This is a genomic window from Savagea serpentis, assembly GCF_015351395.1.
Classification (GTDB): Bacteria; Bacillota; Bacilli; order Bacillales_A; family Planococcaceae; genus Savagea; species Savagea serpentis.
In genome coordinates this window covers 945,301-965,834 of the sequence record NZ_JADKPV010000001.1, presented here as the reverse complement: position 1 = coordinate 965,834, position 20,534 = coordinate 945,301, and the positions used below count along the sequence as shown (strand labels likewise).

The 20,534-nt window shown below is 39.5% G+C and carries 18 protein-coding genes and 1 CRISPR repeat array; of the genes, 8 read left to right on the top strand and 10 right to left on the bottom strand.

What is annotated here, in order from left to right; all coding sequences use genetic code 11:
• Positions 1 to 28: 28 nt before the first annotated feature.
• The 3 genes from panF to IRY55_RS05015 form a co-directional block, all read right to left on the bottom strand.
• The gene (gene panF / locus IRY55_RS05025) at positions 29 to 1,474 is read right to left on the bottom strand and encodes a sodium/pantothenate symporter (RefSeq protein ID WP_194562395.1); all 1,446 of its coding nucleotides are present in this window, start codon (positions 1,472 to 1,474) and stop codon (positions 29 to 31) included.
• Positions 1,474 to 1,737, bottom strand: coding sequence for a YhdT family protein (locus IRY55_RS05020; protein WP_194562145.1), 264 nt, complete (start codon positions 1,735 to 1,737; stop codon positions 1,474 to 1,476). Before IRY55_RS05020 ends, panF begins: the two co-directional genes overlap by 1 nt.
• Before the next feature lie 115 nt (positions 1,738 to 1,852).
• A complete protein-coding gene (locus IRY55_RS05015; RefSeq protein WP_194562144.1) occupies positions 1,853 to 2,770 on the bottom strand; it encodes a cation diffusion facilitator family transporter in 918 nt (305 codons plus the stop codon).
• Between the two features lie 155 nt (positions 2,771 to 2,925).
• Here IRY55_RS05015 and IRY55_RS05010 point away from each other — a divergent pair, with 155 nt between their 5' ends.
• A complete protein-coding gene (locus tag IRY55_RS05010) occupies positions 2,926 to 4,020 on the top strand; it encodes a GTPase (protein ID WP_194562143.1) in 1,095 nt (364 codons plus the stop codon).
• Positions 4,017 to 5,132 (top strand): YcjF family protein, encoded by a 1,116-nt coding sequence (locus IRY55_RS05005; RefSeq protein WP_194562142.1) that lies wholly within the window; start codon positions 4,017 to 4,019, stop codon positions 5,130 to 5,132. The genes IRY55_RS05010 and IRY55_RS05005 overlap by 4 nt, the downstream gene beginning before the upstream one ends.
• A gap of 72 nt (positions 5,133 to 5,204) precedes the next feature.
• On the opposite strand, the gene IRY55_RS05000 is transcribed toward IRY55_RS05005, so the two are convergent.
• The 7 genes from IRY55_RS05000 to IRY55_RS04970 form a co-directional block, all read right to left on the bottom strand.
• The gene (locus IRY55_RS05000) at positions 5,205 to 5,849 is read right to left on the bottom strand and encodes an L-fuculose-phosphate aldolase (protein WP_194562141.1); all 645 of its coding nucleotides are present in this window, start codon (positions 5,847 to 5,849) and stop codon (positions 5,205 to 5,207) included.
• Between the two features lie 16 nt (positions 5,850 to 5,865).
• Positions 5,866 to 6,654 carry a DeoR/GlpR family DNA-binding transcription regulator gene (locus IRY55_RS04995; protein WP_194562140.1) on the bottom strand — a complete coding sequence of 263 codons (789 nt, stop codon included), beginning with the start codon at positions 6,652 to 6,654 and terminating at the stop codon, positions 5,866 to 5,868.
• A 35-nt stretch (positions 6,655 to 6,689) separates the two neighbouring features.
• Complete coding sequence (gene mtnA, locus IRY55_RS04990; protein WP_194562139.1) at positions 6,690 to 7,721, bottom strand: S-methyl-5-thioribose-1-phosphate isomerase; 1,032 nt, start codon at positions 7,719 to 7,721, stop codon at positions 6,690 to 6,692.
• On the bottom strand, positions 7,708 to 8,934 hold the full coding sequence (mtnK, locus tag IRY55_RS04985) for an S-methyl-5-thioribose kinase (RefSeq protein ID WP_194562138.1): 1,227 nt from the start codon (positions 8,932 to 8,934) through the stop codon (positions 7,708 to 7,710). Before mtnK ends, mtnA begins: the two co-directional genes overlap by 14 nt.
• Before the next feature lie 19 nt (positions 8,935 to 8,953).
• On the bottom strand, positions 8,954 to 9,937 hold the full coding sequence (locus tag IRY55_RS04980; protein WP_194562137.1) for an ABC transporter permease: 984 nt from the start codon (positions 9,935 to 9,937) through the stop codon (positions 8,954 to 8,956).
• Entirely contained in the window at positions 9,934 to 11,448 is a 1,515-nt protein-coding gene (locus IRY55_RS04975) for a sugar ABC transporter ATP-binding protein (RefSeq protein WP_194562136.1), read from the bottom strand. Before IRY55_RS04975 ends, IRY55_RS04980 begins: the two co-directional genes overlap by 4 nt.
• 78 nt (positions 11,449 to 11,526) lie before the next feature.
• The gene (locus tag IRY55_RS04970; RefSeq protein ID WP_328799617.1) at positions 11,527 to 12,603 is read right to left on the bottom strand and encodes a sugar ABC transporter substrate-binding protein; all 1,077 of its coding nucleotides are present in this window, start codon (positions 12,601 to 12,603) and stop codon (positions 11,527 to 11,529) included.
• Between the two features lie 361 nt (positions 12,604 to 12,964).
• On the opposite strand from IRY55_RS04970, the gene IRY55_RS04965 reads away from it, so the two are divergent.
• From IRY55_RS04965 to IRY55_RS04935, 6 genes are all read left to right on the top strand, one after another.
• Complete coding sequence (locus IRY55_RS04965; protein ID WP_194562135.1) at positions 12,965 to 15,118, top strand: DEAD/DEAH box helicase; 2,154 nt, start codon at positions 12,965 to 12,967, stop codon at positions 15,116 to 15,118.
• Positions 15,119 to 15,433: 315 nt separating this feature from the next.
• Positions 15,434 to 15,735: a CRISPR direct-repeat array (repeat unit 33 nt; unit sequence GTCTCCCTCTGCTTAGGGGGAGTGGATTGAAAT).
• 609 nt (positions 15,736 to 16,344) lie between these two features.
• Entirely contained in the window at positions 16,345 to 17,496 is a 1,152-nt protein-coding gene (gene tnpB, locus IRY55_RS04955; RefSeq protein ID WP_194562134.1) for an IS200/IS605 family element RNA-guided endonuclease TnpB, read from the top strand.
• Positions 17,497 to 17,608: 112 nt separating this feature from the next.
• Positions 17,609 to 18,505 carry a hypothetical protein gene (locus IRY55_RS04950; protein WP_194562133.1) on the top strand — a complete coding sequence of 299 codons (897 nt, stop codon included), beginning with the start codon at positions 17,609 to 17,611 and terminating at the stop codon, positions 18,503 to 18,505.
• Positions 18,506 to 18,523: 18 nt separating this feature from the next.
• On the top strand, positions 18,524 to 19,366 hold the full coding sequence (locus tag IRY55_RS04945; protein ID WP_194562132.1) for a putative RNA methyltransferase: 843 nt from the start codon (positions 18,524 to 18,526) through the stop codon (positions 19,364 to 19,366).
• Between the two features lie 24 nt (positions 19,367 to 19,390).
• Positions 19,391 to 19,897 (top strand): hypothetical protein, encoded by a 507-nt coding sequence (locus tag IRY55_RS04940; protein WP_194562131.1) that lies wholly within the window; start codon positions 19,391 to 19,393, stop codon positions 19,895 to 19,897.
• Positions 19,898 to 20,058: 161 nt separating this feature from the next.
• Positions 20,059 to 20,322, top strand: coding sequence for an AbrB/MazE/SpoVT family DNA-binding domain-containing protein (locus IRY55_RS04935; RefSeq protein WP_194562130.1), 264 nt, complete (start codon positions 20,059 to 20,061; stop codon positions 20,320 to 20,322).
• Positions 20,323 to 20,534: the final 212 nt, after the last annotated feature.

The following is a 20,534-nucleotide window of genomic DNA, read 5'->3' as shown; positions in this document are numbered from 1 at the left end:
AAAAAATACGAGGAAGCGTTTTGTTTTGTTAATCGAAAAGAACGAAAGGTTGCACACGCCTATGTGTCGCCATACTCATGATGAGAAAGGCGAGTAACGAGAACACAATCGGCAAAGTGACCGAATGCATGCCGAATACGTGGGGCCACCAAATGGAAATAGCGATGTAAGACGTCATCCCGACGACCATGGAAGCAAGCGCGCCGTACTTGTTCGCCCCTTTCCAATACAAGCCGAACACGACGGACCAGACGAAAGCGGCTTCTAGTCCACCGAATGCGAATAAATTGAGCCAGACGATTAAGCTTGGCGGATTCATCGCAAATAAAACGACAGCGAGTCCGATAATGCTTGTCGTCCAGAAGCTGACCCGTTTAATCGACGTTTCGGATGCTTCTGGTTTGACGTAATTTAAATAAATGTCTTTCACGACGGTCGAGCTGACGAGAATGAGTAAAGCATTCACCGTCGACATCGTCGCAGCCATCGGAGCGGCGAGGACGAATCCCGCAACAAATGGAGGGAGTACTTCCAATGTTAATAATGGCATCACTTTGTCTCCGATTTCAATGCCAGGCAAAATCGGACGTGCGAACACTCCGATTAAATGCATGCCGAACATAATCGTTCCAATCGCAATCGTTCCGATTATGATCGCTCGGTGCATACTTTTCGAATCTTTATAACTCATCGCACGCACCGCAATTTGGGGAAGCCCGACAACGCCAATCCCGATTAAAATCCAAAACGTGGAGACGTACAACGGGGTTAAATCTCCTTCCGCTCCGAACGGCGTAATGAGCTGAGGATTTTCAGCGACGAGCGAAGCCATAATCGCTTCAATGCCACCACCGGCGATAATCGTCCCGACGAGTAAAATAATCGTTCCAATCACCATGATCGACCCTTGCACGGCATCCGTTAAAGCGACTGCGCGGAACCCGCCGATAATGACGTAAACGAGGACGCTCGCTGCGAAAATGAACAGTGCGGCCGTATAAGAGAGACCGGTAAGTGATTCGATTAAACGCGCGCCTCCGACCCATTGTGCCGTCATCGAAGAAAATAAGAAAATAATAATAGCAAGCGCAGAAAGTAGCACAATCGCATCGCTTTGATAACGAATTTTCAAAAAGTCGATGAGCGTAATCGTATTAAATTTGCGCGCGATAATCGCGAACTTTTTGCCGAGCACCATTAAAACGAAATAGCCCGCAGGTAACTGCGCCATCGCCAGCAACACCCAGCCGAGTCCTTTCGTATAGGCGACACCAGGTCCTCCGATAAAACTCGAAGCGCTCCCGTACGTCGCAATCATCGTCATCGCGAGTAAAAACCCGCCCATTTCCCGACCGCCTAAAAAGTATTCTTGTAAAAAAGAATCGCTTTGGCGCAATCGCGTATTCGCCCAAATGCCAATCATAAAAATAAGGATTAAAAAGAGGACGAGTGGAAGGATGACTTGCCAATGAATCATAATTTTTCCTCCTCATCGTCAAACGGTACGTCTTTGAAGTAACGTTTTAAGACGAAAATAATGAGCGCAATCATAAAGACGGTACCTGCCATCGTGCTATAAAAAAACCAAGCAGGGAAGCCGAGCACATATGTATAATTTTCAGGGTCTGTGCTTCCGAGTCCGTACGCGAAGCCGAACCAAATCGCAAAGTTAATGATGACAAGTCCAACGCCGATCAATGCTTCGCGATTCGCGATACGAAAACGTTGATCTTTCATATGGATAACCTCCTCTTACATGAATCTGTTTTCCATTGTACGCATGTCGCACGAGAATGAAAAGAGGAAAAAAGACGTTCCGCACGTATTTTAGCGAAACGTCTTTTGCAAAGCGTTAAATGTTTAATTTTCCGTGCACGATTTCACTCTTTTCAATTTGAATCGTACTATGTTCGAGCTTGAATTGCTCGTATAAGATGTCGATCGCTCGTTGCAAAACGACTTGCTCATCGACATCATCTTCCACAACGATATGTGCACTTAACATATCCATCCCCGACGTGATTGCCCAAATGTGCAAATCATGCACTTTTACGACACCTTCTAAAGAACTGAGCGCATGCTCTACTTCTTCGAAATCCATATGACGGGGCACACCTTCCATTAAGACGTGCATACTTTCTTTAAACACACCCCAAGCGCTTTTTAAAATAAGTAAAGCAACGACGACGGAAATGATCGGATCGGCGATGTACCATTCAAAAAAGTACATGACGACTCCTGCGATAATCGCACCGACAGAGCCGAGCAAATCCCCGAGCACGTGAAGATACGCACTCTTCATATTTAAATTCCCTTCCACGTCACCTTTCTTCAACAAAATCGTAGCACTTCCGAGATTGGCAATGAGTCCGATCGTCGCAATGAAAATCATCGTACCACTCGCGACATTCGGTGGTGCAGCGAAACGGCCGATCGCTTCATAAATGATAAATCCAGCGATGACGAACAGCGTCACACCGTTAAAAAGAGCGGCCATCATTTCAAAACGGTAATAGCCGAACGTTTTATTCGGAGAAGGCGGGCGCATCGCGAAAGAAATCGCAATGAGACTGAGCGCTAACGAACTCGCGTCGCTCAACATATGCCCAGCGTCCGACAAGAGCGCTAAACTATTCGTCCAAAGTCCTCCTACAAATTCAACAATCATAATGGTAGATGTTAAAAGTAAAGTGAAAATTAAAGCTTTTCGATTCATATTTCGTGTGTCATGAAAATGATCGTGATGATCATGACTATGCGCATGTCCCATGCAATTCCCCCTTTTATTTCAGTATAACAAGAAAGTGAAAAAAGGGAGAGAAAATACATCTATTTACAAAAATCGGGTACATATCAGGTAGAATGGAAAAAGAAGATGAAACTTCGCAAATCGGTGTGACGTAAAGAACATGAGGTGACGAACGGATGGAAACGGTAAACATTTTAATTTTAGGAAAAAGTGGCGTCGGCAAAAGCTCACTTTTAAATTATTTATTTGAAGAAAATGTACGCGAAACAGGCATTGGCCGCCCCGTAACCGCGGAAGGCTTTTTTAAAGAACAGAAAGTATTGCAAGGAGTGCCGATTACGCTCATTGATTCATGGGGGATGGAAGCGGGTAAAAGTGACGTATGGTTTCAACAGTTTGCTCACTTTTTACGCGAGCACGGCGCAGAGCAACGTGTTGAAGAATGGATTCATATCGCACTTTACTGCATCGACGCACAAGGAGCGCGCATTGAACCGTTTGAAGTGGACGTATTAAATCGCCTGCGTGAAGCGGGCATTGAAGTCGTCGTCGCGTTAACGAAAAGCGGCGGGGTAGAAGAAGCACAACTCGCCCAGTTAGAAAAAACGATCAAACAACAAGTGGCTGAACAAATGACAATCGTTCGTGTGAATAGTGTTGAAATGACATTACTGACAGGCGAAACATTGCAATACTTCGGAAAAGAACAACTGCTCGCCACCATCCGTCAAAACTACTTTAAATCATTGCGCCATCAGTTGCCGATTCGCATCGAATATGTGATGAAAGAGCGCGTCGAACTGGTGAAACGAGCGATGTTACAAGCGGACTCGCGAAAAGAAGCGGAAAAAATAGCGACGTATTCGTTGGAGCACTTTTACGAAACGATCACTTCGCGCGTCATTCAAGAAGAATTAGGCGCTGTTTTTCAACTGTACAACAATCAATTGAATATTTTATTCGGTAATTCGAGTGTAGCGATTACCGATATGGAGGCGTTTTGGAAAGAAGTGAAAGAGTGGACGGTTCAAATTGTCGAAGCGGTCCAAAAAGTGATGAAAGGGATCGCGATCGTCTTACTTCCGTTATTATCGATTCCATACTATACGGCAAAAGGGATCAGCAAACTTTGGCAAACGAAGAAAAAACTAGCCGAACGTTACGAAGAACAAGCGGATGAACTCATACGTGAAGCGATGCCATCGATTCGTTCATTAATCGAACGAAATATTGACCTATTGGAAGAAAAAACGAGAGGAGTACAAGGATGAAAATGAAAGAACAAGTCGCTGCACAATTATTTGTCGGCGTTCAAGAACAATTAGAGAAAAAATATGAAGGGGAAGATGTCCACATTTTAGTAAGTGGGGCGACAGGAGCGGGGAAAAGTACACTCGTCAACCTCGTATTCGATGAAGACTTAGCGCAAACTGGCGTCGGTACACCCGTCACTCAACAAACTGAAAAATATACGAAAGAAGACTATCCGATCGTCATTTACGATACGAAAGGATACGAACTAACGGACGCGACACACGCGTTGTATGAACGCGAAATCGCAAACATGATGGCAACGGAAAAACTTCATTTAATGTGGCATTGTGTATCCGCTGCGAGCCGTCGCGTGCTCGATTACGACATTCAATTTATCGAACAGTGCAAGCGCGAAAAGTGGCCGGTATGTGCGGTATTAACGAAAGCAGACCAAACGGATGTAGACGGCCTAGAAGCGATGAAAGCGGAACTCGCAAAACTCGATGTCCCTGTCTTTGCGGTGTCGCAAGTGCCTGCTCTAATCGATAAATTAGACTTACAAGCGTTAATCGAATGGTCGGGGACACAACTAGAAGCAGGGCAACATCAAAGTTTTGCGATGAAACAACGTCATCATATGAAGTTGAAACGAAAAGAAGGCATTAACCTCGTCGGCAAAGCATCAGCCATTAGTGGCACGGTCGCACTCACTCCGATTCCGTTCGCGGATGCGCCGCTTTTAATTGCGAATCAGACGAAAATGGTCGCCGATCTCATTCGCATGTATGACTTGAAAGGATCGCAACATGAATTTATGCAGGCGTTGCAAGGGTTAATTGGTGGCACGATCATGGCGAACTTAGGACGCTCCGCAGCCGCTCAAGCGGCGAAACTCGTACCAGGAGCGGGCAGCATCGTCGGGGGTGCGATGAACGCAACCATTGCCACATCCATCACTTACGCACTCGGCTATACAGTGAACGAAGTGTGCTATCAATTTAAAGTGAAAGAAAAAGAAGATGCGAACTTATCCGTCGTCGACTTCTTCAACAACTTCATGTCCCCAGACCAAATCCAATCAATCTTCGACACGGTGTTCAAAAAGAAAAATGATGAATCAAAAAAGTAAATGGAGTTAAAACCCCCATCGATATTTATCTTTAAATAAATATCGATGGGGGTTATTGCTCCTATATAGAACTTATTGTTTCTGTCCGTATGTTTTAAAGGAGTTTAACATACTCTCCATTTCAGTATCATCTAAAATAACAGGATTTCCAAGTTGTTTTGAGCGGTAATAAATTTCAGCGCAAAATTCAATCTCTTCAGCGACATTAAAAGCATTCTTTAAATCGTGTGCACCAGCAATCATACCATGATTTGCAAGAAGAGCTGCTTTTCTATTTTTCATCGCTTCGAAAGCATTAATGGCAAGTTGTTCAGTACCAAAGCTAGCATATTCAGCACAGCGCACATTTTTTCCAGCATAGGCTACCAAGTAAGAAACAGCAGGTAAGTCCCATCGAAGAGAAGCAAGTGTTTTAGCGAATGTTGAATGAGTATGGACAATTGCATTGAGATCATTTCTCTTTTTGTAAAAAATAGAGTGCATATTTAATTCACTAGATGGTTTGTGCATACCATCGACAATTTCATGTTGTAAGTTAACAATAACGATATCTTCTAGAGTTAATTGATCATAATCTATTCCGCTAGGACTAATAGCGATTAACTCCTTTTCTCTGTTAAAAACACTTATATTTCCACCAGTTCCTTTTGTTAAATGGTGTGTTATTAATTTCTTGCAGTATTTTACGACCTCTTCACGTTCTTTTTGTAATAACATAAATTCTCCTTCCGCATTATTCCTTTGCGATCTGGACGTCAACACCTAAATCGATATATTGTTGGAGGCATTGTTGTTTTGCAGAGTCGGTATTTACTAACTCATCAGTAATTAAGTAGTCTATACTTGTAGGCTGACAAATTTTAAAAAATGCTGTCGTTGCAATTTTAGAATGGTCAGCTAGTATATAGATTTTCTTAGAACGTTTGATGATTGCTTGTTTAGCTTCACCTTCATCCATTAAAGAGTCCATCACACCGTCCTCTGCATTAATCGCTTTACAAGAAATAAATGCTTTATCGATATATAGTGATTCTAAATATTTGGGAATACCTGTACCAATTAAAGATAGAGAAGTTCTTCTCACGAATCCCCCTAACAAGATAGTGGAAATATCTGGATCTTCGGATAATTCTAAAGCTATATTGATGTTGTTTGTGATTACCGTGACTTTTTTAGTGAATTTGATTTTTTGACTTAAAACAAGAGCAGTCGTACTAGCGTCAAAAGCTATTACATCACCATCTTGAATTTCTTCATAAGCTAAATCTGTAACTAAATTTTTAGCCTCATAGTTTTCAGTTAATCGTTCGTTTATAGGGAGCTCCCATTCACGTTCATTTAAAGCTTTTAAACGAACTCCACCATAAACTTTCACTACTAAGTCTTCACTTTCTAGGCGATCAATATCTCGTCTAATGGTCATTTCCGAGACTTTGAAAGTATCACTTAAATAACTCACTTCTGCATAATCCTTTGTTTTTAAAATTTCTATAATTTGTTTTCTGCGATTTTCAGGTAACACTGTTGCGACACGCTCACTCTCTCCTAAATTTTGAGCTAATATTGGAACAGTTTTTTTAAATTTTCTTCAAAAGGAGCTCGAACAATGCCTTTTTCTGTAACAATAGCTGTAATATTATCAGCAGGAGTAACATCAAAAGCAGGGTTATACACCTTAACATCTTTCGGCGCAGTGAAAGAACCAAAACCACAAATAACTTCGAGGGGATCTCGCTCTTCAATTGGTATATCTTTCCCAGTTTTAGTTTCTAAATCGATGGTAGGCGTTGGGACTGCGATATACAACGGTATGTTAAAGTTACGAGCTAAAATGGATAAATTAAAAGTTCCAATTTTATTAGCTACATCTCCGTTAGCGGCTACTCGATCGGCTCCAACAATAATTGCATCAATTTTACCTTCTGCCATCACAACAGCCGCCATACTATCAGTAATGACTGTAACATCAATGCCTGCTTGGTGCAATTCAAAAGCGGTTAGTGTAGAGCCTTGTAGACGAGGTCTTGTTTCGTCTGAATAGACTTTAAAATTCCATCCTTTTTCTTGTGCGAGATAGATAGCGGCTGTTGCTGTCCCGTATTTAGTAGTTGCTAGAGCACCAGCATTACAATGTGTTAAAATTCCACAACCATCTTCTAATAGAGAAAGCATATTTTCGCCAATTTTATAGTTAATAAGTTCATCCTCTTTATGAATTTCGATAGCTTCATCAACTAATCGTTCTTTCAAATCTATAACAGAATGAACACTTTCATTTGAGCATGCAATCATTCGTTCGATAGCCCAAAAAAGATTAACAGCAGTAGGGCGTGAAGTAGCTAAGTAATCTCCAATTTCTTTGAAATTTTTTCTAAATGTGTTTAAGTCATCAGTATTAATATTTAATGCACCTATGGCCATTCCATAAGCCGCTGTTACACCAATTGCAGGGGCACCTCTGACAATCATATCTTGGATACCATGCCATACCGATTTGACATCTTTACATACGACATATTCAATTTTGTTAGGAAGAATTCGTTGATCTAATAAAATAACTGAGTTATCTTTCCATTCAATTGTTTTCATAGTTTTTCGCCTCACTTAATTTTTCATTTAAAATATTCATATAGTCTTGGCCTGTAAGTAACGAACTTGGATTAAGCATGTAATGTTTAGCTGTAAGGATAATCACTTTTTCAGCAAACATTCTCAAATTATCGTCTTCAATAGAAGTAATATCAATTACTTGAGCTAATCCGATTGTTCGTCTAATCATTTCTAAGCTTGCCATACCGGCAGTATCTTTTTTGACATTCGTTAAAAAGTCTGAAATGAATGAATTAGAAGAGAAGAAGGAGTGAGTATTTTGAGAATTTAAGAAACTTTCCATTTTAGAGAAAGTCAAATCTACAAACTGAACAATTGTTTTTTCACTCCATTTTAAATAATCACTTTGTTTGTATACGTATGCTCGAACATGTGCAAATAGCATATTTGCAATGACATTCCCGATGTCGTATCCAATAGGTCCATAAAAAGCAAATTCAGGATCAATAACTTTAGTAGAATCTTTTGTGACAAAAATAGAACCAGTGTGTAAGTCGCCATGAATTAAAGCTTCAGGATTATTCATGAATTTCCATTTTAATTTAGCTGCTTCAAAATGTAATTTGAGATCATCTGAAATTGTACTTTGAAGCCATTCTTTATGTGGCTCAAAAAGTAAGTTTCGATTATTATGATTTGTGTAAGGCTCGGTAAAAACTAACTCTTCAGAAATATCACATAAATCAGGATTAATAAACCGTTTAATTTCATTTTTCTTTTCTTGATGGTCCATTATAAAATCGGTAGTCGGTAATAGCACATTTGTAATGAAAGTAGAAAGATGGTCTGCCAAATTAGGGTAGGTTTGAAATTCGTTAAGACTAGAACGTAAGATAGCGTGATCTGAAAGGTCTTCCATTAAAAAACAATTCATAATAGGATCGTAAGAAAAAACATGTGGTGCATGTTCAGGAGTAAACTTGCCATATAAAGAAAGGATATCTGATTCGATACGAATTCGATTTGTTGAAAGTTTTATCTCATCTGAAATCCTTGCTATTGTGCTTGCTTGTTTCAAAATAATGGAATGGCCTGTGTGAATATCTTGAATTTTAAAAACATAATTCAAGTTCCCATCACCAATTTCTTCACACTTCAAATTGTCTAAATTTGTAAAAATATCAGTTTTTTCAAAAGCATATTTTTTGGCATCTTCAGAATTCATTAAAAAATATTCAGTGAATTTAGTCATTGTGAACACTCCTTTTTAATTAAAATTTCTTTTGGCTGTAATACGTAGATGCTAATGCTAGGGCAAGCACAGTACCTTTCACAATATTTAAAGAGTAGTAAGGAACGGACATCATAACGAGTCCATTTTCTAAAACACCAACGAGTACGGCACCTACAAAGGTTCCAATGGCATTTGGTTTACCATGTCCAGCGAATGAAGAACCTATAAAAGCAGCTGCAACTGCAGGCATTAAATAACCTGAACCAGCATTGATTTGGGAAGAACCAACGTATGAAGCTAAAACTATACCGCCTAATGCTGCAAAGAATGTAGACAGTACATAAGCTAGTGCGCGATATTTTTTAACAGGAATTCCTGAGAGTCGAGCGGCTTCTTGATTGCCACCAATCATATACATGTATCTACCATGTTTTGAATGATTTAAGAAAAGGTGTACTAGAAATACTGAAATTAACATGATAATGATAATCCAAGGAGTTTGTCCTAGTTTTAAAAAAAGTTCAGGAAGTTTTCCTGTAGTAGGAGAACCGTCGAGTTTAGGCATACCGACACTAATTGATCCACCACCTGTGTAAGTCATCGCAACCCCTTCAAAAATAAACATCGTAGATAAAGTAGCGAATAAATCAGGAATTTTAACTTTTACAATTAAAAAAGCGTTGATTCCAGCAATAATAAGTGTTAATAAAATTGCTAAAGGTAGAGCAATACCGAAAGGCATGTTATACCAAACGAAGAATGAAATAATTAAAGAGCTTGAAACGGTAGCAGCAGAGCCAACAGATAAATCAAACCCATTGACCGATAAAGAAATCGTAAGACCAACTGCTATAATAGTGACAATTGAAATGCTTCGTAAAATATTAATAATATTTGAGCTTGTTAAAAATAAATCAGGTAGTGAGAATGTGAAGAAGAGAATAATTAAAATTACTGCTAAAATAACTCCCCATTTATTTAAGAAATTCAATATATTCTTCGAATTTAATGTGTCCATCATTTAGTACCTCCTGTTGAAAAGAACATAATTTCTTCTTCTGAAGTATCTTTAGTTAAAACTTCTTTAACGATTTTATTGTCATACATAATATAAATTCGATCTGTAATTGTTAAAATCTCTTGTAATTCACTAGAGGCGTACAGAACAGCTTTACCTTCGCTAGCAAGCTGATCGATTAGTTCAAACATTTCAGCTTTAGCACCAATGTCAATTCCTTTAGTTGGTTCATCAAATATATAAACGTGGGCAGGGGAAATTAACCATTTTCCAACAGCTACTTTTTGTTGATTACCTCCAGAGAGTAATCCAATATTTTGAAGTTCATTAGGTGTTTTCACTCCAAGTTTTGCTATCATTTCTTTGGAAATTTCTCTTTCTTTTTTTTGAGAAAGGATATTGAATCGACTAGAAAAATTTTTTAAATGTGAAATTGTAAAGTTTTTATAAACAGGTTCATCGACAAAAATGCCTTCTTTACGTCGCTCTTCAGGAACAAGGGCAATACCTTTATTTACAGCTTGTGCAGTATTTTTGTATTTTTGTATTTCCTCATTAATTTGGATAGTGCCACTTTTAATCGGGAAATCACCAAACAATGTTTTACAAAGTTCAGTTTTACCAGCTCCTACTAAACCGGCAATACCTACAATTTCTCCAGAATTAATGTGAAGAGAGATATTTTTAATAGAGAGATCATGATTTGTTAAATCTGTTACTTGTAATGTTGTATTTCCGATAGTTTTTTCTTTTTTTACATAAAGATGTGTAGATTCATCACCTAGCATATCTTTAACGATTTCATCAATCGTTGTATTTTTAATTTTCTTATTTGACACGATTAACCCGTCACGCATGACTGTTATATTTTCGCAAATTTCAAATAATTCAGGTAATCTATGTGAGATGAAAACTATTCCTATATTAAATTCGTTTTGTAATTTTCTTATAGTAAAAAATAGCTTTTCTGTTTCAGTATCACTTAATGGTGCTGTTGGTTCGTCTAAAATTAAAAATTTAGGTTTATTAATAAGAGATCTAGCAATTAACACCATTTGTTTATCGGCTAAAGTTAACTCAGAAATTAAGCGATGTGTTGGCAAATGGATATCTAGCTGCAAAAGAACTTCTTTAGCTTCTTGATGAATTTCTTTCCATTTTATTCGGTGTCTATTCTCCATATTGTTGGCTATTTTATCTAATAGTATGTTCTCAGCTACAGTTAGGTATGGAACTAATGCAATATCTACTTCTTGATGAACGATATCAATTCCTAAATTTTTAGCTTGTTTAGGATTTCGGATCGTTGCAGGCTTATCGTTTAATGTGATTTCTCCCGTATAATGACTATATGATCCAGAAAGGATTTTCATCAGAGTAGATTTTCCAGCACCATTAGCACCAATTAAAGCGTTGATAGTACCTGATTTTAGTGTGAAATCCACTCCTTTTAAAGCGTGAACTCCCGGGAATTCAATATTTATATTGTTCATTTTTAATTCAACGGCTTTCATTACTTATCACCAACTTTAATTTTATATTTCGAAAGGACGTGCACACAGAGATATCTCAATGTGCACGATTATTTTGAATTATTTCGAATAAACTTCTTTTAACTTCGACATCCAATTTTCAATGAAATCATCTGAAACTCCCCATCCATCCACAACTTCATGTAGATTTGTCATATTAGTATCCTCTTTTAAATCTGATTGTTTAATGAGTTTAGGCTCTAGTTGATACTCACTTGGTGTATCTTCATTTGCAATTTTTTTAGCTAATAGACGCATATTCATCGTTCCGATTAAGTTGGGATCAACAGCTGCTGTTGATAGCCAAGTGCTCTCTTTTTCGTTCATTAAGTTAATATCTTGGTTTGATATATCAATAGAAATTAATGGGATATCTGTTCTTTTATTATCTTTTAAAGCGTTGTATCCACCTTTAGCTAGTTCATCCCATGATGCCCAAATCGCATCAATAGTACCTTCAGGATATTTACTTAGAATCGAGCTTACACTTGAAGAGATGTCTCCCTGTATATCTTGCATATTCGAAGGTCCAATAGTTTCAATAGTTTGAATTTTACCTTCAGATTCATATTGTTTGTAAATTTGTTCTCGAGTATCTAATGGTGGAATTCCTCCAAACCATAATTTTAAGACTTTAACAGGTTCATTATTCTTACTCAAAGCTACAATTTCTTCTAAACTTAATCTTGCTAATTCTTGATCATTTTGAACAGTGGCAGTTAGTCCTTCATTGTCAGCTACAGTGTCAAATGTAACGACTTTAATTCCAGCGTCTAGTGCTGGTTGAATTAACTCCTGTGAATAACCTTCTTTTCCATGTGAAATAATTAAGCCTGTATATTTCTTTTGAATTGCTTGTTTTACTAGATCTTGGAACTTAGCGTCATCTCCATCCGAAATGAAGGTATCTACTTTGAAACCTAACGCTTCTCCTTCTTTACGTGCCCCATCTAAAAATTGTTTTGTGTGATCGTCTGATGGTAAATTTCGAATGACAGCTACTTGAATATCACCTTGAACTTCATCAGGTACGCCTTCAACTTTCTCTTTAGGAGTAGCGTCTTTTCCACCATTCCCACAAGCTGTTAAAACTAAAATTAAAGAAACAATAAACATAAAAATAAAACTTCTTTTCACATATAACACCCCTTTGTAATCGTTTTCACTAACAATTTAACACAAACTTTATCATAAGTAAACATAAAGTAACATAAAAACACAAAAAAGTTATAGAGCTTTTCGGAATTTCTAGAAAATAAACATCTGAGATAATTGAATAAAGTGAAGAAATGAAATGGTAGATATGGAATTGTATCTAGAGAACTTAAAAGAGCGGGGGAGCAAATTCAAAACAATTTAAAAATTAAAATTTAATGAAATGAAATATAATTTTCGTCATATCTAATTTGTCTTCAACACGGTATTTCGAAAGAGAAGCACTTTACAAAAAAGAGGGTTTTGAGATAATTGAGGGGAGTAAAGAAAAGGAGCGACGGGTATGCGACAGTATGTAGAAAAATTAAAAGAGAGAGCGGAGCAAAATCTAAACGGCCAAACTCAAGTGAAGGTGAGGACGATTTTGCGCCAATGTAGAACGAAACGTCGTACGGAAGCGTTCGTGACACGGTGGCATGAAATGATGGAAGTATACGAGTTACATTACGTCAATCCAGGCGAAACGATCGCCACTGTCTCCCTTGAAAAAGCGATTCATTTTCAAGTAGAGAAAAAAGCACAGATGCACACATTAGAAGCGAAGCGGGCGACACAAATCACTGTTCAAAGTGGATTCACACCACAGCGACCGTACCCTCATCAAGAAGAGGCTCTTCATCATTTAGACTGCTTATATGAACAAAAACGTCATTTTTCAAGCTTGCTTGTCTTGCCGACAGGTGGGGGAAAGACGGCGACCGCGGCACGTTTTCTTGCGAAGCGGAGCATCGCAGAAGGGAAAAAAGTGCTGTGGCTCGCTCATCGACATGAATTGCTTGACCAAGCGCATCACGCCTTTTTGAATGTCTCCTATGAAGAGCTGATCCCAGAGCGCGAGACCTATCACTGTCGTGTCATATCCGGCGTCCATGAACGCGCGCGAGCAATTGAAATGACAGACGATGTCATCATCGCGAGTAAAGATAGTTTGTATCGTCAAGAAGCGGTTTTGCAACAGTGGCTCGCTAATGATGAAGAGTTATTCGTCATCATTGATGAAGCGCATCATGCGCCAACGAGAACATATCGTGAACTGTTGGAAAGTTTAGAAGCTGTCGTATCGGTGACCTTGCTCGGGCTAACGGCAACTCCTTTTCGTACGGCGGAGGAAGAAGTCGGGTCGATGCGTGCTATTTTTCACGATGATATCGTTTATAAAATCGACTTAACCCAACTCATTACAAAAGGAATTTTAGCCGAGCCTCACCTCATCGATGTGGAAACGAATTACATCGTCGAGACGGATTGGAAAGAGTGTGACATCCACCAAATTCAAGCGTTAGATAAACTACCGCAACACGTATCACGTCAATTAACGGACAATCATCAGCGAAATGAACTGATCACTCAACATTACAAGGAACATGAAGCAGCGTACGGGCAGACGCTCGTTTTTGCGATGAATCGGGTTCATGCAATCGCCCTTCGTGAAACATTCCGTTTATCAGGGATTCACGCTGAGGCAATTATTTCGAGCGTCACCGATGACACATTGCGTATCGATACGTCGCAAGAAGCAAGGCGCCGACATATCGTAGCATTTAAGCGCGGAGAATTTCCTGTGCTCATCAATGTAAATATGTTGACAGAGGGGACAGATTTACCTAATGTCCAAACGGTCTTTTTAACACGACCGACGACGAGTAAAATATTGATGACACAAATGCTCGGACGCGCTTTGCGTGGAGAGCGGGCAGGTGGGACGCGTCATGCGTATATCGTCAGCTTTATCGACGATTGGTCTAATGCGATCGCCTGGGAAAACCCGCGTCATTTGCTCGTAGGTGAAGATGTTCAAAATGGGCGAGATCCGCGTCAAGAACGACTCGTCACTGAATTGCTTTCGACGAAAATGATCCGTGCCTATGTCGAACAACTTTCAACGGATCGCGACGGCTGGCTGAAAGAAATCCCTTTCCAAAAGTCGATTCCACTCGGATTATATTTATTTGAATTGCTTGTTCCGACAGAAGAGGGAGAGGTTACGGAACATAGAGAAATTATTATTTTTGAAAGTACAGCCGAAAGTTATGCGAAACTGATGCAAGGGTTGCCTAAACTCGTCTCTCGAGACTTACGAGAAGAGCGGTTAAGCGACGAACGATTAACCGCTTTAACGCGAGAAGCGGAACGTTTATATTTCCAAGAAGCTTCTTACATCCCGGCATACGAAACCCGCGACATTCGCGCGCTCATCCAATATTATGCGATGACGGAACAGATTCCGAATTTCTACACTTTCGAACAGCGGGAAGAAACGAATATCGAACGCTACGTCGAGCACATTATGACTCACGAATTATCGCGCCGTGAAGAAGTACAGTGGCTGAAACAACAATGGGAACAAAACATCTTCCTGCAACTTTACTTCGGCCACCGTCTAGAACTGTTTGTTCGTGCAGTTAATGATGAAATCGAGAAGAAACTGCTTAAATGAAAGTATGAAAAGACGATCGAACGGGACTGTTTTTATATTTTTCTTTAACCATTTCACATCCCCCCGACCAAATCCAATCGATTTTCGACACGGTGTTTAAAAAGAAAAACGATGAAATGAAAAAGTAAAGAGAAGGACTGTTCGAAAAGACAAGCCAATTTGCGAACCCGAAGTGCCCATGAAAACCCCGGGACCTTCGCAAAGAAAACAGTGTGCTTTATGAACTGTTAGTGAAGTGTAAGCAAGCACTTGCAAGAAAAAGGGAAATGAGGCACAATATGTAGTAATTGAGGGATTCAAACACAACCCCTCGCAGTCTCCCTCTGCTTAGGGGGAGTGGATTGAAATAATCGTTTTATCAGGCGCTTTGAGTGACAAGTACAGTCTCCCTCTGCTTAGGGGGAGTGGATTGAAATACAAATCGTAAAATATGTTGCACTCCCAAATACAAGTCTCCCTCTGCTTAGGGGGAGTGGATTGAAATGTTAGATGCTCCACTGTACTCTTTAAACGACCGTGTCTCCCTCTGCTTAGGGGGAGTGGATTGAAATATCATAGATAATAGAGATACCTATATTATGTTTGTCTCCCTCTGCTAAGAGGGAGTAGATTAAAATAGAACAAAGCACTGAGCCAACCGTAAAATAACCTCTACTCGAGATAGTCGGGTAGAGGTTATTTGCGTTGTTTTTTTATGGGGTTGGGCGTAAAACCCCTATGCCTTTAGGCTAGGGGATGTAAGCCCTGACTACCTTGTGTTTGAATGTACTGTTGAATAGTCTCTTTGCTAGCATTTCCAATGCTACATGAGAAATATCCATCACTTCAGAAGGTTCGTTCCTTCCAAAAATGTCGAGAAAGGTACTCACTATGTTTTTGCCAGATTCTATAAGTCGTGAGTTGTTTTAACAACCTAACTATTTCAAGAATACTCCACTTAGGAGAGTAGCATGAAATGACACATAATGAAATGCTTACTATGATTTTCAGAAACGTATTTCATTGTTTTTCTAGACCTTTCCTGATTAGTTCGTAGACAGTGCCTGAAAAAGTTCGGATCTGGTGTTGTTCCCTATATTCCTCGATTCGTACGACTAAATCGACAGGGAACTTAATTAGTTTTGGTACACGTTCCAATCACCTCACCACCTTTCGAGTATATTGTTGATATACTTACTAAATTTATATATATTTTTAGTATATTTTAAAAAAGGAGGTGAAAATCAATGTTCATTCATAAAGCGTATAAGTTTCGTATCTATCCTAACAAAAAACAAGAAGTCTTAATCGCTAAAACAATCGGTTGTTATCGTTTTGTGTATAATTACTTTTTAGCTAAATGGAAGGATGCGTATGAAGAAACAGGTAAAGGGTTGACCTATACGACTTGCTCTTCCCAATTAACACAATTAAAGAAAGAATTAGAATGGCTAAAAGAAGTAGACAGTATCGCTTTACAATCTTCTCTTAAAAATCTTGCTGACGCATATAGTAGATTTTTCAAGAAACAAAATAAAGCACCTCGCTTTAAATCTAAAAAGAATAGAGTTCAGTCGTATGTTACAAAACATACGAACGGGAACATCGCTGTTGTAGGGAATAAGATTAAATTACCTAAACTAGGCTTAGTAAAGTTCGCTAAAAGTCGCGAGGTAGAAGGGCGTATTTTAAACGCTACAATCAGACGCAACTCAAGCGGAAAATACTTTGTATCTATACTTGTTGAAACTAATGTAGATAAATTACCAAAAACCAATTCTTCCATAGGTGTAGATGTTGGTCTGAAAGACTTTGCTATACTTTCGAACGGTGAAGTATTTAGTAATCCCAAATGGTTTCGTAAGCTAGAAGAAAAATTAGCGAAAGAACAGCGTATTCTATCAAGAAGGCGGCAATTAGTAATAAAACGAAGATGTAAAGTAAGCGAAGCTAAAAACTATCAAAAACAAAGACGGAAAGTCGCAAGAATACATGAGAAGATCATCAATGCACGAACAGATTACTTGCAAAAAATCTCTACTGAAATCATCAAAAACCACGATGTGATCGGAATAGAAGATTTGCACGTATCCAATATGCTAAAGAATCGTAAATTATCTAAGGCAATTAGTGAGGTTTCATGGTATCAATTTAGAACGATGTTGGAATATAAAGCGAAATGGTATGGCAAACAAGTTGTTACGGTATCTAAAACGTTTGCCAGCTCTCAATTGTGTTCAAATTGCGGACACCAAAACAAAGACGTTAAAAATCTCAATCTTCGTGAATGGACATGTCCGTCATGTCATACACATCACGATCGAGATATTAACGCAAGTATTAATCTCAAAAAAGAAGCCGAAAGACTTCTAACCGTAGGGACTACGGGGATCGCCTAATCAATTAGAGTTCGTTAGAGCTCTGTACTTAGGAATCCACGACGGCTTTAGCCTAGTGGTAGTCCAAGGTATGGTATGTATACAAAATAAAATAGAGGAGAGGAGCGGACCGGTGGTGAAACGAGTACTCGCAATGATGAGCGTTGTTTTTTTGTTGACGGCTTGTTCTGGAGCGAGTTCAGAAGAAGGCTTACAAGCGATCGAACAAGGGGACTGGAAGACGGCAAGTGAACAGTTAAAAGGAGAGGAAGCGGAGTGGGCGAAAGAGTTAAAGAAAATTGAAGAACAGTCGCCTGAACAAGCAGTGGTCGCTTTGCAAGCATTACGTGACAAGATGAGTGAAGCAGATGGTTCCGTGCAAGCTGCATTTGAAATTCAAATGAAAAAAATAGAAGAGCAGAAACAAAGCTTGCATGCGGCTTGGTCGAATATTGACGCACTCATCGCAGAAGGGGCTTATGAAGAAGCTGCTTCTGTTCTCGAATCGATTCGAGGCGACGTCGCTAAAGGAGAAGAGGCGAAAGTTGCGCAGTATGAGGAACAATTAGAAGAAGCGATGAAAGAAGATCCGCTTTATTCCAACGCGGACGGTACGATGCGTATCGCTGATGTCGCATTTGGCGATTCGTTTGAGTCCATCCAACAAAAATATCCACACGTCGTGAAAACAGCAGACGGTGGAATGTCCGCAGGGTATGAAACGTTTCCGATGTATCAAGTGACGTTTGATGAAGGGGTGTTAACTTTTGAGTCAGACGGCGACAAAGCATACGGAATCGCCTTTGAATCACCGATGAAAGAAGAGTTGTTAGAACGATTTATCGCTTCTCATAACGGTGCGATTTACGTCGATGAGTATCCAGGAGGGGCGACGTACAACTTCGTCAATCCAGGGAATGAGCATATGATGCAAGTGGCGGTGCGCGGTACCATTTTGCATGCGTCCCTCATCCTTGACGACCCGAATGCGAAACACCATTTATCTTACATGAAAAAATACCGTGATTAACGGAAAGAGGATTAGTGAATGATGCGAAGTAAAAAACAACAAGCGGCAAGTCGAATCGAACAGTGGGGCAATTGTTTCCGATGCCCGCATTGTCATACAGACTTACATTTCGAACAAGAAACGTTTCGATGTGAGAACGGGCATACGTTTGATCTTGCGAAACAAGGTTATGCGTATTTGTTTAACGGGCAGCCGATGAACGATTATTCGAAAGCATTATTTGAAGCGCGTGAACGAATTATCGTCGACCTCGATTTATATGCACCCGTTCATGAAGCGCTCGCTTCCTGGTTACGAGAAATTGGTCAAGAACGGGGAAAGTTGCTCGATGCAGGGAGTGGCGAAGGGTCGCAATTGTATCAAGTGTTGCAGCGTGTGCCGAATGTTCAAGCGATCGGCATCGATCTTGCGAAAGATGGTGTCCAACAAGCGGCGAAGCAATATAGCGATGCGACATGGTTCGTCAATGATTTAGCGAATCTCGCTTTTCAAGATGAAACGTTCGATGTCATTTTAAACATGCTTTCACCTGCTAATTATGATGAGTTCGACCGCGTGTTAAAAGCGGGTGGGTATTTAGTGAAAATTATTCCGAATACGTATTATTTACGTGAACTACGAGAAGCGGTGTATGAAGCATCGGATGAACGCGCGACATACAATAATGAAAAAACACGTCGTTTAATGGAAGTGCGCTATGATATAGTAAAAGAGTTCCAGTGGACGTATTCGGTCACATTGACAGAACAAGAGTGGCAAGCACTCGTGCAAATGACACCACTGACGTGGAACGTACAACAAGACATCCCTTATGAGCCGAGCATTACGATTGATTTAGTCGGACTGGTCGTTCAAAAATAAGGAGATGTAGAAAGTAGGCATCAATTGAAAAAACAATGGTCCATCGTCATCCTTTTACTCGTTTTCGTTTTAAGTGCTTGTAGCCAGCAGACGGTAAATGTGACATTGACGAAAGAAACACTCGGTGGAGAGTCCGTCGATGAATGGTTAGCAGCAGAAGAGATGAAAGCGGAAAGTGTTGTCGATAACGAAGACGGTACGGTGACATTCGAGTTGAAAAAAGAAGATCAACAGCAAATTTTAAAAGAAATGCACGAAAACTTTAAAGCGATGGATTTATCCGAATTCGCTTCGATTGAAACGATAGGAGTGAATCAAGAGATGACGAATGTCGTTGTTGAAGTTTCCTCAGAAGAAAATTTCATCAACAGTTTAGATTCATTCGTCATTTTAGGATTGGGCATTACGACCACGATGTATCAAGCATTTGATGGGAAGACAGGCAATGATATTTCGACAAAGATTCAACTGAAAGAACAAGGTGGAGACGTCTTCAACGAGATGAATTTCCCGCAAGATTTAGCAGAATAATAAAGAGGGAAGCTTTTGGCGAAAGTCAGAAGCTTTTTTCATCGTGTTAAGAAAAAGTGAATACCTGCGCTCCTATGTCGATGCGTTTGAAATTCGAGAAAAAGCAGACGGAGTATATTATAATTGTTATAACGTTAATAAACATAAAAGAGGTGAGTGATATGGTAAAAGTTAAAGGGATTGAAAGAAAAATTACCCAGGTTGGCAATTCATTAGGATTAACTGTTCCGACTAACATGTTAGAAGCGTTAGGCGTTAAAAAAGGCGACGACGTTATAGTGGAACTGAAAAACGATCAGTTGCTTGTTAAAAAAGCTCCAACGATGGTTGAATTACCAGAAGGTGTCCCCGTTGATTTTTTCGAAGTGTTAGAAAAAGAAATGGAAGCCCATGATGAAGCGTTAAAAGGATTGGTTAATCGGTGACATGGTACGTAACGACAGAGGTAGTAATTTTAGTGTATCTTGACTATTAGTTTAATGATGATAGAAGGACTGCTGATCGCAGTGAATGGCTAAATGTCTCTTTATGAGGCGTTTTTTCGTTTGAAGGCAAAATAAAAAGAGCGGGGCTCATCTCCCGCTCTAAAAAATAGATCAGCACTCGCAATCCGTGCGTGAACGTGCCGATCTAGTGT